The 15,594-nt window shown below is 62.3% G+C and carries 14 protein-coding genes, 1 tRNA gene and 1 pseudogene; 8 read left to right on the top strand and 8 right to left on the bottom strand.

Going from position 1 to position 15,594, the window contains the following annotated elements; genetic code table 11:
* Positions 1-22 precede the first annotated feature (22 nt).
* Together NKH02_RS03110 and NKH02_RS03105 are read right to left on the bottom strand one after the other, a co-directional pair.
* Positions 23-1,189: a D-alanyl-D-alanine carboxypeptidase family protein gene (locus tag NKH02_RS03110; protein ID WP_352876412.1), complete on the bottom strand. Its 1,167-nt coding sequence runs from the start codon at positions 1,187-1,189 to the stop codon at positions 23-25.
* A 103-nt stretch (positions 1,190-1,292) separates the two neighbouring features.
* A complete protein-coding gene (locus tag NKH02_RS03105) occupies positions 1,293-2,513 on the bottom strand; it encodes a septal ring lytic transglycosylase RlpA family protein (RefSeq protein ID WP_352876286.1) in 1,221 nt (406 codons plus the stop codon).
* Between the two features lie 469 nt (positions 2,514-2,982).
* On the opposite strand from NKH02_RS03105, the gene NKH02_RS03100 reads away from it, so the two are divergent.
* Complete coding sequence (locus tag NKH02_RS03100) at positions 2,983-3,189, top strand: hypothetical protein (protein ID WP_352868490.1); 207 nt, start codon at positions 2,983-2,985, stop codon at positions 3,187-3,189.
* Positions 3,190-3,704: 515 nt separating this feature from the next.
* On the opposite strand, the gene NKH02_RS03095 is transcribed toward NKH02_RS03100, so the two are convergent.
* Positions 3,705-3,869, bottom strand: a complete 165-nt coding sequence (locus NKH02_RS03095) for a hypothetical protein (RefSeq protein WP_352868493.1) — start codon at positions 3,867-3,869, stop codon at positions 3,705-3,707.
* Positions 3,870-4,369: 500 nt separating this feature from the next.
* Here NKH02_RS03095 and NKH02_RS03090 point away from each other — a divergent pair.
* From NKH02_RS03090 to NKH02_RS03060, 7 genes and pseudogenes are all read left to right on the top strand, one after another.
* Positions 4,370-4,459 (top strand) — tRNA-Ser (locus tag NKH02_RS03090).
* 101 nt (positions 4,460-4,560) lie between these two features.
* Positions 4,561-4,878 (top strand): annotated as a pseudogene (locus tag NKH02_RS03085) (sterol desaturase family protein); the annotation flags it as partial.
* Between the two features lie 80 nt (positions 4,879-4,958).
* Positions 4,959-5,657 (top strand): DUF2161 domain-containing phosphodiesterase, encoded by a 699-nt coding sequence (locus tag NKH02_RS03080; protein ID WP_352876283.1) that lies wholly within the window; start codon positions 4,959-4,961, stop codon positions 5,655-5,657.
* A 56-nt stretch (positions 5,658-5,713) separates the two neighbouring features.
* Entirely contained in the window at positions 5,714-6,121 is a 408-nt protein-coding gene (locus NKH02_RS03075) for a DUF930 domain-containing protein (RefSeq protein ID WP_352876280.1), read from the top strand.
* A 183-nt stretch (positions 6,122-6,304) separates the two neighbouring features.
* On the top strand, positions 6,305-6,964 hold the full coding sequence (locus NKH02_RS03070; RefSeq protein ID WP_352876277.1) for a TerC family protein: 660 nt from the start codon (positions 6,305-6,307) through the stop codon (positions 6,962-6,964).
* A 136-nt stretch (positions 6,965-7,100) separates the two neighbouring features.
* Entirely contained in the window at positions 7,101-8,414 is a 1,314-nt protein-coding gene (gene rimO, locus NKH02_RS03065; protein WP_352876274.1) for a 30S ribosomal protein S12 methylthiotransferase RimO, read from the top strand.
* Positions 8,415-8,523: 109 nt separating this feature from the next.
* Entirely contained in the window at positions 8,524-9,630 is a 1,107-nt protein-coding gene (locus NKH02_RS03060; protein WP_352876271.1) for an acyltransferase family protein, read from the top strand.
* A 47-nt stretch (positions 9,631-9,677) separates the two neighbouring features.
* Here the strand turns inward: NKH02_RS03060 and NKH02_RS03055 are convergent, their stop codons facing one another.
* From NKH02_RS03055 to NKH02_RS03035, 5 genes are all read right to left on the bottom strand, one after another.
* The gene (locus tag NKH02_RS03055; RefSeq protein WP_352876269.1) at positions 9,678-10,745 is read right to left on the bottom strand and encodes a BMP family ABC transporter substrate-binding protein; all 1,068 of its coding nucleotides are present in this window, start codon (positions 10,743-10,745) and stop codon (positions 9,678-9,680) included.
* A 50-nt stretch (positions 10,746-10,795) separates the two neighbouring features.
* The gene (locus tag NKH02_RS03050) at positions 10,796-11,716 is read right to left on the bottom strand and encodes an ABC transporter permease (RefSeq protein WP_352876265.1); all 921 of its coding nucleotides are present in this window, start codon (positions 11,714-11,716) and stop codon (positions 10,796-10,798) included.
* Positions 11,716-12,846, bottom strand: coding sequence for an ABC transporter permease (locus NKH02_RS03045; protein WP_352876262.1), 1,131 nt, complete (start codon positions 12,844-12,846; stop codon positions 11,716-11,718). The genes NKH02_RS03050 and NKH02_RS03045 overlap by 1 nt, the downstream gene beginning before the upstream one ends.
* On the bottom strand, positions 12,843-14,420 hold the full coding sequence (locus NKH02_RS03040; RefSeq protein WP_352876259.1) for an ABC transporter ATP-binding protein: 1,578 nt from the start codon (positions 14,418-14,420) through the stop codon (positions 12,843-12,845). The genes NKH02_RS03045 and NKH02_RS03040 overlap by 4 nt, the downstream gene beginning before the upstream one ends.
* Before the next feature lie 178 nt (positions 14,421-14,598).
* Positions 14,599-15,576: a quinone oxidoreductase family protein gene (locus NKH02_RS03035; protein ID WP_352876257.1), complete on the bottom strand. Its 978-nt coding sequence runs from the start codon at positions 15,574-15,576 to the stop codon at positions 14,599-14,601.
* Positions 15,577-15,594: the final 18 nt, after the last annotated feature.

Here is a 15,594-nt window from a genome sequence, read left to right as displayed (position 1 = left end):
GACTACTTTTGAGCGACATGTATTAGCGCAGCCAGCCGACCGCCAGTTCCTTGACAGCGTCGAGCGCGCGCTGCGGCAGTGTGCCGACGCTGATCGACTCGGCGGCGAAAAGCGGTGTCTCCTGGCTCAGCGTGTCGCCGATCCAGACGCGCAGCGCGCCCACCGGCTGCCCCTCCTCCACCGGTGCCGCGACCGGGCCGTTGTAGACGATCCTGGCCGTCAGCTTGTCGCGGTTGGTGATCGGCAGGAAGATGTCGATCGGGCCCTTGGCCTTCAGCGCCACCCCGGATTTCGCGCCGCCGAAAACCTGGGCTTCTCCAACCACTTCGTCCTTGGCGAAGATTTCGGTCTTCTCGAAGGAGCGAACGGACCAGTCGAGCAGCTTTCGCGCCTCCTCGGCGCGCTCCTTGTCGGAGGCCAGGCCGCTCATCGCCGCGATCACCCGCCTGCCATTATGGCTGACTGAACCGACGATGCCGAAGCCAGACGCCTCGCTCGCACCAACCGCCAGGCCATCGGCGCCGATATCCATCGCCAGCAGCGGATTGCGGTTCCTCTGTGAGATCTTGTTCCAGGTGAAATCCTTCTGGCCGTAGTAGCGATAGAAATCCGGATAGTCGCGCCACAGGTGCACGGCCAGCTGCGCCAGTTCACGCACAGTCGTCTGCTGGCCATCCGCCGGCAGGCCGGTCGAATTGACGAAAGTCGATGTCTTGAGGCCGATCTGGCGGGCGCGTTCGGTCATCTGCGCGGCAAAATTGTCCTCGGACCCGGACATGCCTTCGGCGATGACGATGCAGCCATCATTGGCCGCCTGCACGATCACGCCCTGAATCAGGTCCTCGAGCCGGATCGCCGACTTGAGCTTGGCAAACATCGTCGATGTTCCCGAAGGCGCGCCACCCTTGCGCCAGGCGTTTTCGCTGACCACGAACGTATCGTCGAGCTTCAGGCGGCCGGACTTGATGGCGTTGAACACCACTTCCATGGTCATCAGCTTGGCCAACGAAGCCGGCGGTATCGGCTTGTCGGCATCCTTCGAAAACAGCACCGTCCCGGTCTCGGCATCGATCATGAAGACCTGCGTAGCCTTGGTCTCGAACAGCTGCGCACGGGCTGGAGCCTGGGAAAACAGCAGCAGGCCAAAAACCAGAAGCCCGGCGAGAGGCTGGAGCAAGCGCAATTGCATGATGTTCGACCCATTGGCCGGCACGGCCGGCAAGCCCGCGAAAACTATCAGGCTTTTTGCGCGGCGGATCAACCGCGCAGCGGAAATCCGAACCGGCTTGCGCTCAGTTGCGCACAGCCAGCGCATCCGGCGCGCCATGCGACCATGCTGCCTGCAGCAAATCGTCCAGATTGCGTTGGCCATCGGGATAGAGATTGACCGAATACCAGTCCTGGCCATCGAGTTCCGAGCGCTGGATCTCGATCTTGCCGAATGCGGCAAGCTGAGCGGCAATGCGCTTGGCCTGCGCTGCATCCTCGAACGAGCCGGCAGCGACGTAGTCGGTAGCCGAACCTGGCGGCTGTCGCTTCCATGATTGAAGGACATCGGCCGGCGACATGCCCTCGCCACCCAGCGCGGCGAAGGCGTTGGAGGCGCGTTCCACCCGCTCGTCCGCGTAGGACAGCGAAGCCACCGCAAACGGTGATTGCCGCGGCAGGCTGATCTCCGGGCGTTCCGGCACGATCGGTCCGAAATCGGGCAGCGCCAGATCGCCAAAGGCCGGTGACCGCGCCGACATGACCGGCTGGCCGGAATCGGTCAACTGACCCGGAAACGGCACGGCGGCAGTGCCGGCAGGCAGGCTTGGCGACGGCCCGTTCATGGCCACCATGACGCCGCTCGGCAGTCCGTCCGACGGATCAGGCGCCCTGTTGCCGGGGTGGTAGGAGGCCATCAGATACTGGTCGTCATCGCCTTCGAGCGGTGCACGGCCGACATACTCGACCTTCACTTGAGCGGTGCCGATATTGGCATAATCAAGCATCTGGGCGGCGCGCTCCGACACATCGATGATGCGGCCTTCGTGATACGGGCCGCGATCGTTGACGCGAACGATGACCGAACTGCCGGTCTTGAGATTGGTGACACGGGCGTAGCTTGGCAGCGGCATGGTCGGATGCGCCGCCGTCAGGTGGGTCATGTCGTAGACTTCGCCATTGGCGGTAAGCCGGCCATGGAAGGCATCGCCATACCAGGAGGCCAGGCCGACCTTGGCGTAGCGCTTGTCTTCCTTCGGGTAATACCACTTGCCGCGGACCTGGTAGGGCTTGCCGAGCTGATCCCTGCCGCCGCCGCGTTGCATGCGCCCGTTCTGGGAGAACACACGCGGGCTTGCCTTCACGCCATATTCGGATTCGGAGAAATATTCCTTGGAGCGGGTCTTCTTGTAGACCATCGCTTTGGACTCAGGCTGCGACGCGCAAGCCGCCAGCAAGGCGGCCGACATGGCAAACAACGCGACCGTGGCAGCGCGACGAAGACGCGGGTGCGTCACAGCCTGCATTTTCCTGATGTCCCCTTCAGTCTCGACCTAAGACGCCGCGTTCAAGCATCAGAGGAGCCAAAACACTCACTCGACAAATACCGACGACGCCTTGAACCCCGGTCCTTTGTGCGCAGGAATTGTTTATCACGATATTAACCGATTGTGGCCGGAACCGGGCAAGATTGTGACGCCATCACCGTGCCGAGCACCGTGAAAGGTCACGGCCTTTGCCTCGCTGCGTACGCAGCCCACAATGTCGACATAACGAATGGCGAAGGCACCGGCGCCAGGTTGCGGAAGCCGCCCAAAGTGACCACCTCCTGGCCCGACGGCGAGGCCGGCATTATCGACGACAACAAAATGCAGTCGGTTCGGAGTTATATCGTTTTACACAATCCCTAGTTGCTAGACTCGCGCGACACGCCGGCTGTTAATTTTGCCTCAGGGCGAGGAGGGAAAAGGTACCGAACTGGGAGGATGTAGTCGCATGAATTACGATTTCGGCCTCGGCCATCTATCTGAAGACAATCAGCCTTACGAAGTCACCTCTTTCGCCAAAAAACATGGCTTAACGATACGAGCCGCGGACGCCGTTCTTTTCGCCAAAGGCCCATCTCGGACGGCCTGCGATGCCGCCGCATTGGCTTTCCTCTGTGCGGTCGCCGCACACGCCAAGAAACAATCGGCGCGCTAGCCTTCCGCGATCACGACTCGGGTCGATTCGCTGGGCCGGCGCCTTCGGGAAACTCTGCAACCCGAGTAGGTTGCCGGCCATTCTCCTCTTGCTGAAGTCGTCAAGCCGCTCCCTTCGGGGAGCCGGCTTGCGTTTATCCGCGGCCGGCGCGGTCTGGCGTTTCAGGCACGCGATATGGTCGGCATGTATGCGCCATATCGACGAGACCGCTTAAGCGAAGGCCCGCCGCCTCATTTGCGAAGCGACAGGCCCTTCCCCTACCCACAATCGTCTCAACGCAATTCCAGTGCCAAATTGATTGACCCATTACGGGTCACTAACCGCACCGGTGCTCGGGCTCCGCTTCCGCGATCACACCATAGGCTAACGCGATCACGCGGTTCACAATACAACTACAAGCGGTCGATTCCTTAGGGATGTAGCCACTCCAAAAGCCCGCCGCGGGTCGCTCTCGTGGCGGGTTTTTCATCGGCTGGGGTTTCAGGCTTCCCCTTGCATCGCCTAACGGGCCGGCCCTAACGCTTCTTCGGCTTCGGCGTAATTTCTTCAACCCGCACCTTGTCGCCGATCTCTTTGGCCATCGCCAGGGCTTTGGTCTTGTCCTTGGTGGTCAGTATGGTCCGCCAATGCGGCTTCTCGAATACGCTCACGACGTAGGTTGTCGCCGGGATATCCGTCATCCTATCCCTCCCCAGGGCCCGAGGCCCGCGCCACTTGCGGAGGCGCGGGCCGATCGGGGCGGTGCGTATCCCGATCAGCGGCGATGGGGTGAGCATCGCCTGCCGCAACCACAACAGTTAGAGATCGCTAATGTTCCGTCAAGGCGATTTGGTCCGATCGAATGTCAGCTTCCAGTCGCGATTGTGCCATGCGCGGCCCTCGCCCGTTTTCAAAGGAATTCGCTCGGGAGGCAGGAGCCGCTGGCGTGCCGCAGGACGCAGCTGCCTCGGGGCGTCTCTGCCAGGGCCGGCCAAGCCAATCCGTCGGTCACGCTGAATATTTATGCGCACATGCTGCCCAGGCGGCAGGAAGGTGCCGCAGCAGTGGTTGACGCAGCCCTCAACGCCGCACTACAGGAATGAAGCGCGAACCGTTCGGGAACGCCTTCGGTGCCCAATCAGGTGCCAACAGGTCAAAACCAGCCGACAGCGTAGCGTTTAAGTGATTGAAAAGTCACGATGGAGGAATGGCCGAGCGGTTTAAGGCACCGGTCTTGAAAACCGGCGTGGGTGCAAGCTCACCGTGGGTTCGAATCCCACTTCCTCCGCCAAAAACCGAAGAAAATTTAATAAAATCAAACAGTTTGATAGTTTCTGTCTTAGCGCCCGCTGCAGGTTGCGGAAATCATCCTGATCTCCGACATCGGCGTATATCATTTACCTCGGGCACACGCTGCTTGTTCATTCAAACGTGCGGATTCCGTTCGGCCCTTTGAAATGGCTGATCGCCAGCCCGCAGTTCCATCGCTGGCACCATGCCAACCAGCGCGAAGCCTACGACAAGAACTTCGCCGGGCAGTTGCCTTTCCTCGATGTCATGTTCGGTACCTACAATATCACCGCTGACAAGGTGCCGGAGAAGTACGGCGTCGACGATCCGATCCCCTCCACCTACTTCGGTCAGATCGCCTATCCGCTCCTGTCCCGCGGGAAGCCATTGAATCGAGCCGCGCCGAGCACCGAAGCCTGACATCGACGGGTTTCGGGCGTGCCGTAAGAGGCCGCACCCGCGGGAGGCTTTTCGCGTCGAATCGGCTAAACCTTCGAAGCATGAACGAGACCTCACTCTATGCGCCGGTGAAGCGGTTCCTCGAAAGCCTCGACTTCGTCGTCAAAGGCGAGATCGGCGGCTGCGACATCGTCGCGCTGCGCGAAGGTGAGCCGCCCGTCGTCGTCATCTGCGAACTGAAGCTGCAGTTCAATCTCGAACTGGTGCTGCAAGGTGTCGATCGCGCCGCGGCCTGCGACGAGGTTTGGTTGGCCGCGCGCATGTCGGCCCGGGGCAAGGGCCGCGAAAGCGATGCACGGTTTCGCAATCTCTGCCGCCGCCTTGGCTTCGGCCTGCTTGGCGTGACCGCGACCGACCGGGTCGAGGTGCTTCTCAGCCCGATCGCGCTGGCGCCGCGCAAGAATGCGCGCCGGCGCTCCCGCCTGGTCGACGAGCACCAGCGCCGGCGCGGCGATCCTGTTGCGGGAGGAGGATCACGCAATCCGATCATGACGGCCTATCGGCAAAGCGCCCTCGCCTGCGCCGCCGCGATGGTGGACGGACCCAGGCGGCCGCGCGATCTGAAGGCGGTGACGCCGATCGCGCCGAAAATCCTGCAGCACAATGTCTATGGATGGTTCGCGCGTGTCGACCGAGGCCTCTACGATCTCACGGATGCCGGCCGTGCGTCGCTGGTCCGTTGGCCGCAGGCATCGCACTCTGAATCCCGACACGCAATTTTGAACGCATCGACCATTTGATTGATGATGCCTGCGGGGTCCGAGGCGGTCCCCTTGGTTGATTTCTCCGACAAAATATGGTGCTTGTCCCGCCCATGAAGAAGTTCTGCATGACCGCCTTGGCGTCTGTGACACTAAGTTTTCCAGCCAGCGCAATGGACAGTGCATTGCGCGCCGGCCTGATGAAACTCGATCCCCAAACCCGCCTTGAACAGCGTTGTGACGCCGAAGTGCTCGACCGGATCACTCACGACGATCGCAAGTTCAAGGCCGATCGCGTCGTCGCCTACGCCTTCGCGACGCCAGAGATGGGCGCTGATGCAATCAAAAGCCCGGGCGCTGCGTTTCGCAGCAAGGGGCAATGGTACCGGCTGAAATTCAAGTGCCAGACGGCGCCCGACCATATGGAAGTTTTGCAGTTCCGCTACCGGATCGGCGACGAGATTCCGGAAGCCGATTGGGCAAAGTATAATCTCTACGATTGATCTTCGATCGGCCATGGTTTTGCCCTGCTGTCGATGAGCGCCGCAGGGCCTCTGATCCAGATTTGACGTAACGGCGCTTCAGTGATGTCGCCACGAGTGGTCCCTTGACGCCAAGGGACCACCAAGTTAGGGCCGTCTGGATAATCGACGAACACTCGGCAAATCAGCAAGGGCTTCCGGTCGATGGACATTTTCAGCGCTGCCAGTCTGACCGCCCTGCTCCAGGTCATCGCCATCGACCTCGTGCTTGCCGGCGACAACGCGATCGTCATCGGCCTTGCCGCTGCCGGCCTGCCGGCCGAACAACGCAAGAAGGCGATCCTCATCGGCGTGCTGGCGGCAACGGTGCTGCGCATCGGTTTTGCCGCGGTCACCGTCAAGCTGCTGGCGATCGTCGGCCTGCTGCTGGCCGGCGGCATCTTGCTGCTGTGGGTCTGCTGGAAGATGTACCGCGAGCTGCGCACGTCGCATGCCGATGAGCTGGAAGCGACCGAGGCGCTGTCGAACTCCGATCTCAACAGCGACAAAAAGGTGGCCGGCAAGGCGAAGCGCAAGACGCTCGGCCAGGCGGCCTTGCAGATCGTCGTCGCCGACGTGTCGATGTCGCTCGACAACGTGCTGGCGGTCGCGGGTGCCGCGCGCGATCATTTTCCGGTGTTGGTCATCGGCCTCGTGCTGTCGATCGCGCTGATGGGCCTCGCCGCGACTTTCATCGCAAAACTGCTGCAGCGCCACCGCTGGATCGCCTATGTCGGTCTGTTGATCATTCTCTATGTCGCGGTGGACATGGTCTATCGCGGTGCGGTGGAAGTCTGGCCGCATGTAAACGGCGCGGTCAGCTGAGGCGGCTGTCCGCCGCGTCTTCGATCCGGAAAAGCATATTCGCAGTGCGTTTTGCCGCATCGCAGGCGTGCCCATACCAATGCCGTAATAAGTGTGGTACTGGCCCGGCAATCCTGAAAAGCCCGGAAAACCTTATATGTCCGCTCCCCGCGTGAGTTTTGTCAGTCTTGGATGCCCGAAGGCCCTTGTGGATTCGGAGCGCATCATCACGCGCCTGCGCGCCGAAGGCTACGAGATCGCACGCAAGCATGACGGTGCCGACCTTGTCGTCGTCAACACCTGCGGCTTCCTCGATTCCGCCCGCGACGAGTCGCTCAATGCCATCGGCTCCGCGCTTTCGGAGAATGGCCGGGTCATTGTTACCGGCTGCCTCGGCGCCGAGCCGGATGTCATTCGCGAGAGGCACCCCAACGTGCTGGCGATAACCGGACCGCAGGCCTATGAGAGCTTGATGGCAGCCGTGCATGAGGCCGCACCGCCTTCGCACGACCCCTATATCGATCTCTTGCCGCCGCAAGGCGTCAAGCTGACGCCGCGCCACTACGCCTATCTCAAGATTTCCGAAGGCTGCAATAACCGCTGCACCTTCTGCATCATTCCCGCGCTGCGTGGCGACCTCGTCTCGCGGCCGGCGGCCGATGTGCTGCGCGAGGCCGAGAAATTGGCCAAGGCCGGCGTCAAGGAACTCCTGGTCATCTCGCAGGACACCAGCGCCTACGGCATCGACATCAAGTACCAGACCAGCATGTTCGGCGACCGCGAAGTGCGGGCGAAGTTCCTCGACCTTTCCGAGGAACTGGGCAAGCTCGGCATCTGGGTGCGCATGCACTATGTCTACCCCTACCCGCATGTCGCCGACGTCATCCCGCTGATGGCCGAGGGCAAGATCCTTCCCTATCTCGATATCCCGTTCCAGCACGCCTCCCCCCAAGTGCTGAAGAACATGCGGCGCCCGGCACATGGCGAAAAGACCCTCGAGCGCATTCGCGGCTGGCGCGAGATTTGCCCGGATCTCGCCATCCGCTCCACCTTCATCGTCGGTTTCCCCGGCGAGACGGACGACGATTTCGAGATGCTGCTCGACTGGCTCGATGAGGCCAGGATCGACCGCGCCGGCTGCTTCAAATACGAGCCGGTCCGGGGCGCCCGCTCCAACGATCTCGGTCTCGACCAGGTTCCGCAGGAGATCAAGGAGGCGCGCTGGCACCGCTTCATGCAGCGCCAGCAGAAGATTTCGGCGACGCAGCTGGCCAAGAAAGTCGGCAAGCGCTTGCCGGTGCTGATCGACGAGGCGCACGGCACATCGGCAAAGGGCCGCACCAAATACGACGCGCCCGAGATCGATGGCGCAGTCCACATCCAGTCGCGGCGCCCGCTGCGTCAAGGTGACATTGTCACCGTCAAGATCGACCGCGCCGATGCCTATGACCTCTACGGTTCGGCGGTCTGACGGGATCGGTACGCCGTCTATTTACTACATCTGGCGATAATTCAGGCCGCTTAACCCGCTCAGCCGCGATCCGCTCTATGGTTTCCGGATCGTGGATGCGGCAATCCGGATGGACATCAGACCTCCCAGGCAAGACTACATCGCGACGCTGGATCTGCTCAGGCTGGCGGCAGCACTTGCCGTTGTGTTCTTTCACTATTTCTTCCGCGGCGCGGCCGCCGAAGGCTTTCTCGCCGAGGGTTATCCGCTCGCCGCGCCGCTCGCCCTCTACGGCTATCTCGGCGTCAATCTGTTCTTTCTGATCAGCGGGTTCGTCATTGCCTGGTCGGCGGAAAATCGCAGCTGGGACCAGTTCGCGATCGCACGTTTCGTTCGCCTATATCCCGGCTTCCTGCTCTGCATGACGATCACCTTCGCGATCGTCTTTCTGGCTGGCTCACCGCTGCTTCCGGCCTCTTTCAGCCAGTATGCCGCCAATCTGTCTATGTTCGCACCGGCCTTCGGCCAACCCTTCATGGACGGCGTCTATTGGTCGATCGTGCTTGAACTGGTGTTCTACGGATGGGTGACGCTGGCCCTCCTCACCGGGCTGTTCCAGAAACGCAAGCTGAAGCTGATCTTCATCTGGCTGGCCATCTCGGCCTTGAACGAGTTCTTCATCGGCAGCGGCGTGGCAAGGCTGCTGTTCATAACCGAGTTCGGACCTTTCTTCGCCGCCGGCGTGGTGCTCCACCACATCCATGCACACGGCCGTTCACTACCGGCTTTGCTGCTGCTTGCCGCATCGTTCCTGATCTCCTGCGGCACGCTGTCCGTGACGCAGCACTGGATGCAGGGCCACTACGGCATCGCGGTTTCTTCGGCCGATCTCGTCGTCATCAATGTCGTCATGCACGCGGCCTTGATCGGCGCGGTGCTGTTGCGCAACCGCGTGAGGCCGTCGGCACTCACCCTTGCGCTGGGTGGCCTGACCTATCCGCTCTATCTCCTGCATCAGAACATCGGCTATCTCGCCATCAATGCCGCGGCACCCCTGGTCGGCAAATGGTTTGCCGCCCTCGGCTGCGTGGCGCTCATGCTGGTTGTTTCGTGGGCGATCTGGCGCAACTGCGAACGACCGGCTCAGCGGCTGCTCAGGACATGGCTCGGCCGCGCGGTTGATACTGGGCTGGCGCGATTTCGCCGCGTCTTTGCCGGGGCACAGCCCGCCGAATGAAAAAGGGCGCCGCGCGGCGCCCTCCTCACTTTGATATCTCGCGCCGCTTATTGCGGCAGCTTGTCGTCGACACCCTTCACATAAAAGTTCATGCCGAGCAGCGTGCCGTCGTCGGCGACTTCGCCGTCCTTCAGCCAGGGCGTGCCGTCCTGCTTGGCGATCGGCCCGGTGAAGGGGTTCCAGCCGTCGGCGATCTTCTTTTCGGTGGCTTCGGCCATCGCCTTCACGTCGTCGGGCATGTTGGTGAAGGGGGCGAGCTTGACCGCGCCGTCCTTGATGCCGAGCCAGACATTGTCCGGCTTCCAGGTGCCGTCGAGGGCTGCCTGGACGCGGCTGATATAGTACGGACCCCATTCGTCGGTGAGCGAGGTCAGCTGCGCGTGCGGCGCGAACTTGATCATGTCCGAGGACTGGCCGAAGCCGTGCAGCTTGCGCTCCTCGGCCACCTGCAGGGCAGCGGTCGAATCGGTGTGCTGGACGATGATGTCGGCGCCCTGGTCGAACAGCGCCTTGGCGGCATCGGCTTCCTTGCCCGGGTCGAACCACGAGTTCACCCAGACGATCTTGGCCTTGAAGTTCGGGTTGATCGACTGCGCGCCGAGCATGAAGGAATTGATGCCCATCACCACTTCGGGGATCGGAAAGGAAACGATGTAGCCGGCAACGCCCGCCTTCGATTGCTTGGCGGCGATCTGGCCGAGCACATAGCGGCCTTCATAGAAACGCGCATTGTAGATGCCGAGATTGTCACCGGTCTTGTAGCCGGTTGCGTGCTCGAACATCACCTTGGGAAATTTCTTGGCGATCTTCACTTCCGGATCCATGAAGCCGAAGGACGTGCCGAAGATGATCTTGCAGCCTTCGCGCGCCAGGCGCTCGAAAGCACGGTCGGCGTCGGGGCCTTCCGAGACGTTTTCGAGATAGGCGGTCTCGACCTTGTCGCCCAGCGCCTTCTCCACCTCGAGACGGCCCTGGTCGTGCTGGTAGGAATAGCCGAAGTCGCCGATCGGACCGGTATAGACCCAGCATGCCTTCAGCTTGTCCGCGGCCTCGGCGGTCGCCGCCAGCGATAGGGCGGCGGTCGTGGTCATCAGGGCAATAAGCAGTTTTTTCATTGTGTTACCTCTCTGAGTTAAGCCTTGGAGCTTCCCGTTTGTTTTTGTTGTCAACGATCCGGAACGAATGGCTGCCCCAAGGAAGCCGGCGTGTTCATCATCGTCAGACGCTTGTTGCGCGAGATTAGAACGAGAACCACGACGGTTGCCAGATAGGGCAGCGAAGAAAGGAACTGCGAGGGCACTGGAATGCCAAAAGCCTGTGCATGAAGCTGGCCGATCCACACCGCGCCGAAGATGTAGGCGCCGGCCAGCACCCGCCATGGCCGCCACGAGGCGAACACCACCAGCGCCAGCGCGATCCAGCCGCGGCCGGCGCTCATGTTCTCAACCCATTGCGGCGTGTAGACCAGCGACAGGTGGCCGCCGGCGAGACCGGCGCAGGCGCCACCGAAGATCACCGCGAGATAGCGGTAGCGGATGACGTGGATACCAAGCGCATGAGCGGACGTGTGGCTGTCGCCGATCGAGCGCAGCGTCAGTCCGGTCCGGGTCTTGAACAGGAACCACATGACGGCGGCGGTGAGCGCAATCGAGATGTAAAAGATCGGGTCCTGGCCGAACAGCAATCGGCCGATCACCGGGATCGAGGTCAGGCCGGGAATGTCGAGATTGGGCAGCCGTTCGCCGGGCTGACCGACGAAGCTCGTCCCTATCATGCCGGAGAGGCCAAGGCCGAGCAGCGTCAGCGACAGGCCGGTCGCCACCTGGTTGGTGGCCAGCGACAGCGTCATGACGGCAAACAGCAGCGAGAACACGGCGCCCAGGGCTATTGCCGCCAGGAGGCCGATCCAGGGTGATCCCGTGAGATGACCGACGCCAAAGCCGCCAACGGCGCCCATGATCATCATGCCTTCGACGCCCAGATTGAGCACGCCGGAGCGCTCGACCACCAGTTCGCCGATCGCCGCGATCAGCAGCGGCGTTGCCGCCGTGGCGATGGTCAGAAGGATGTTTACGGTGATGTCCATCAACGGGCTTCCTTCAGCTTTGGCGCCGATTCGAGTTTCGCGGCACCCTCCGGTTTTGTCAGCGCCAGGCCGACCAGCCGGATGCGGTAGTGGATCAGCGTGTCGCAGCCGAGCACGAAGAACAAAAGCATGCCCTGGAACACCCGCGCCACCTTGTCGGAAATGCCGAGTGCGCTCTGGACCGCTTCACCGCCGAGATAGGTCAGTGCCAGCACCAGGCCAGCGGCAACGATGCCGAGCGGGTTGAGGCGGCCGAGGAACGCCACGATGATGGCGGTGAAGCCGTAGCCGGGCGAAATGACCGGCTGCAGTTGGCCGATCGCGCCCGAGACTTCCGAGATGCCGGCAAGCCCTGCCAACGCACCCGACAGCAGGAAGGCGAAGAACACCATGCGGTTGAGGCCGAAGCCGGCGAAACGCCCTGCGCGCGGGCTTGAGCCCAGCACGCGCACCTCGAAACCCTTCAGCATGCGGCTCATCAGGATCCAAATCAGCACCGCGGCGACCAACGCGAAGACGAAACCCCAGTTCGCCCGCCCCGCGTCCGGCATCAACTCCGGCAACACGGCGGAGTCGCCGAACTGGATCGTCTGCGGAAAACCATGGCCTTGCGGATCGCGCCACGGCCCGCGCACCAGCCAGTCGAGGAAGAGCTGGGCGACATAGACCAGCATCAGGCTGGTCAGGATTTCGTTGGTGCCGAAGCGCGTTTTGAGCAGGGCCGGGATTGCCGCATAGGCCGCTCCGCCGACCATGCCGAGCAGAAGCATCAGCGGCAGCACCAATGGGCCTTCGAACCGCGGAAACAACACCGGAATGATCGAGCCGACGATGCCGCCGAGGATGAACTGTCCTTCGGCACCAATGTTCCAGACATTGGCCTTGTAGCAGACCGACAGGCCGACAGCGATCAGGATGAGGGGAGCGGCCTTGATCGCCAGTTCATGCAGCTGCCAGAGCTGGCTGACCGGCTCGATGAAATAGACGCGGAAAGCGGTCAACGGATTGACGCCGAGCAGCGCGAACATGATGGCGCCGGCGATGATCGTCAGCGCAAAGGCGATGAATGGCGACAGGGCCGAAAACAGCTGAGAGCGCTGTGGGCGTTTGACGAGTTCGAGGCGCATCATGCCGTCTCCAGCGTGTGTTCGGCGTGACCGGGTTCGGCGCCGCCCATCAGCAAGCCGACCTTCTCGAAGGTCGCTTCGGCGATCGGCAGCGGCTTGGACAGCGCGCCATTGTGCATGACCGCGATCGCATCCGATATCTCGAACAGTTCATCGAGATCCTGGCTGATCACCAGCACCGCCGATCCGCTGCGCGACAGCTCGATCAGGGCCTGGCGGATGTGGGCGGCAGCACCTGCGTCGACGCCCCAGGTCGGCTGGTTGACCACCATGACGCTTGGCCGGCGGTCGAGTTCGCGGCCGACGATGAATTTCTGCAGATTGCCGCCCGAAAGTGCCGCAGCCTCCGGATCCGGCGCGCTCTTGCGCACGTCCATTGCCTCGATGATGCGTTGGGCGGCGGCTTGGATGGCGGCGCTGTTGACCATTCCGCCGCCGCTGACAAAGGCCTTTCCGTCGGTGGCATGGCGCGACAGCAGCAGGTTCTCGGAAAGCTTCATGCGCGGCGCGGCACCGTGGCCGAGCCGCTCTTCCGGCACGAAGGCGGCGCCCAGCAGGCGGCGTCCGGTGATGGTGAGGCCGCCCGCATCCTTGCCGCGGATGCGCACCGAGGCGGCATCCTGCTGCAACACCTCGCCGGAGACGGATTCGAAGAACTCGCCCTGGCCGTTGCCGGCGACGCCGGCTATGCCGATCACCTCGCCGGCGCGGACGTTCAGGCTGATGTTCTTGAGCGGTATCGAGAACGGCGTCGCCGGCTTGCGGCTGAGGTTACGGATTTCGAGCAGCGATTGCGCCGTGGCGATGCCTTCGACCGGTGCGCGCACCACGGCCTGCACCTCATTGCCAACCATCATGCGAGCCAGCGACGAAGCGGTTTCCTCGCGCGGGTTGCAGTGGCCGACGACCTTGCCATGCCGCAGCACGGTGGCGCGGTCGCAGATGCGCTTGACCTCTTCGAGCCGGTGCGAAATGTAGAGGATGGATTTGCCTTCCGAACGCAAACGCTCCAGCGTCTCGAACAGCTTGTCGGCTTCCTGCGGCGTCAGCACCGAGGTCGGCTCGTCCAGGATGATAAGCTGCGGCGTCTGCAGCAGGCAGCGGATGATCTCGATACGCTGGCGCTCGCCCACCGACAGGTCGCCGACCAGCGATTCAGGATCGAGCGGCAGGCCATAGCTGAAGGAAAGCGCTCTCGCCTTGGCCGCGATGCTGCTGATCGGCGAGCCGTCGTCCAACGACAGCGCGATGTTTTCGGCCGCGGTCAGCGCCTCGAACAGCGAAAAATGCTGGAACACCATTCCGATGCCGAGTTTTTTCGCGACGCCGGGGCTGGAAATCCTGACCGCCTGGCCGTTCCAGAAAATCTCGCCGGAATTGGGCTCCAGCGAGCCGAACAGCATCTTGACCAGCGTCGACTTGCCAGCGCCATTTTCGCCGAGCAAAGCGTGGATTTCACCCCTGGCGATGTCGAGATCGATATGATCGCACGCCGTCAGCGTGCCGAATATCTTGGTGAGACCACGGACCTCGAGCAGGTTCGTGCCGTCCTGATTTGCACTCACAGTGCCTCCCATCTGGTTAGCCAGACATGTTCTGTGTTCCCGCAAGCATGGTAGGCGCGGCCGGCTCTTATCGGAAAGCGGCACGCGTCTTGAAAGAGCTTCAAGAATTTCAGCGGAAATTCAAGGGATAGCAAGCAAGAACGGACCAAGAGACTGTTTTGGCCGCCAGAGCAGAGTTTCCAACCAGTCTCTAAGGGATGAGAATGGTCGTCCCTGTTGTCCTGCGGCCCTCGAGGTCGGAATGCGCCCTGCCCGCGTCCTTGAGCGCGTAACGCTGGTTGATCTTGATCTTGACGGCGCCACTGAGCACAACCTCGAACAAGGCCGCGGCGGAGGCTTCGAGGTCCTCGCGCTTTGCATTGTAGACGAACAGCGTCGGCCGGGTTGCGAACAACGAGCCCTTCTGCGCCAGCAAGGATATGCTGAATGGCGGGATCGGCCCCGAGGACTGGCCGAAGCTGACGAACATGCCGAGCGGCCTCAGGCAGTCGAGTGAAGCCGGAAACGTGTCGTTGCCGACCGAATCGTAGACGACGTCGCATTTCCTACCGTCGGTGATGGCGGCGACGCCGGCGACGAAATCCTGGTCCTTGTAGTTGATGACGTGGTCGAAGCCGTGCGCCTTGGCGAGTTCGATCTTGTCGGACGAACTGGCGGTGCCGATGACGGTCGCGCCGAGATGTTTGGCCCATTGGCCGAGGATCAATCCGACACCGCCTGCCGCGGCATGGAACAGGATCGTGTCACCCGCCTTCACCTTGAACGTCCGGCGCAGCAGATACTCGGCGGTCATGCCTTTCAGCATCATCGCGGCGGCCTGTTCGTCGCTGATGCCATCCGGCACCTTGACGACGCGGCTGGCGTCGATGACGCGCTCTTGCGCGTAGGCTCCCGTCGTCACGGCATAGGCGATGCGATCGCCAGGCTTCAGCCACTCGACGCCCTCGCCGACCTCCAGCACGACGCCGGCGGCTTCGCCGCCAGGGACAAGCGGGAACCCGCCGGGCGGCGGATAAAGGCCCGAGCGATGATAGACATCGATGAAATTAAGGCCGATCGCCGTGTGCCGGATCAGGATCTGCCCTGCTCCCGGCTGGCCGGGATCGGCGTCCTCATAGGTCAGGACTTCAGGGCCACCATGGGCGTGGATGCGGATCGCTTTGGACATAGGCTAGGCTTCCTCCGG

The sequence above is a fragment of the Mesorhizobium sp. M1396 genome, from assembly GCF_040317725.1.
Taxonomy (GTDB): domain Bacteria; phylum Pseudomonadota; class Alphaproteobacteria; order Rhizobiales; family Rhizobiaceae; genus Mesorhizobium.
The sequence above is the reverse complement of the archived record's forward strand: the minus strand, read 5'-3'. Positions and strand labels throughout refer to the sequence as shown.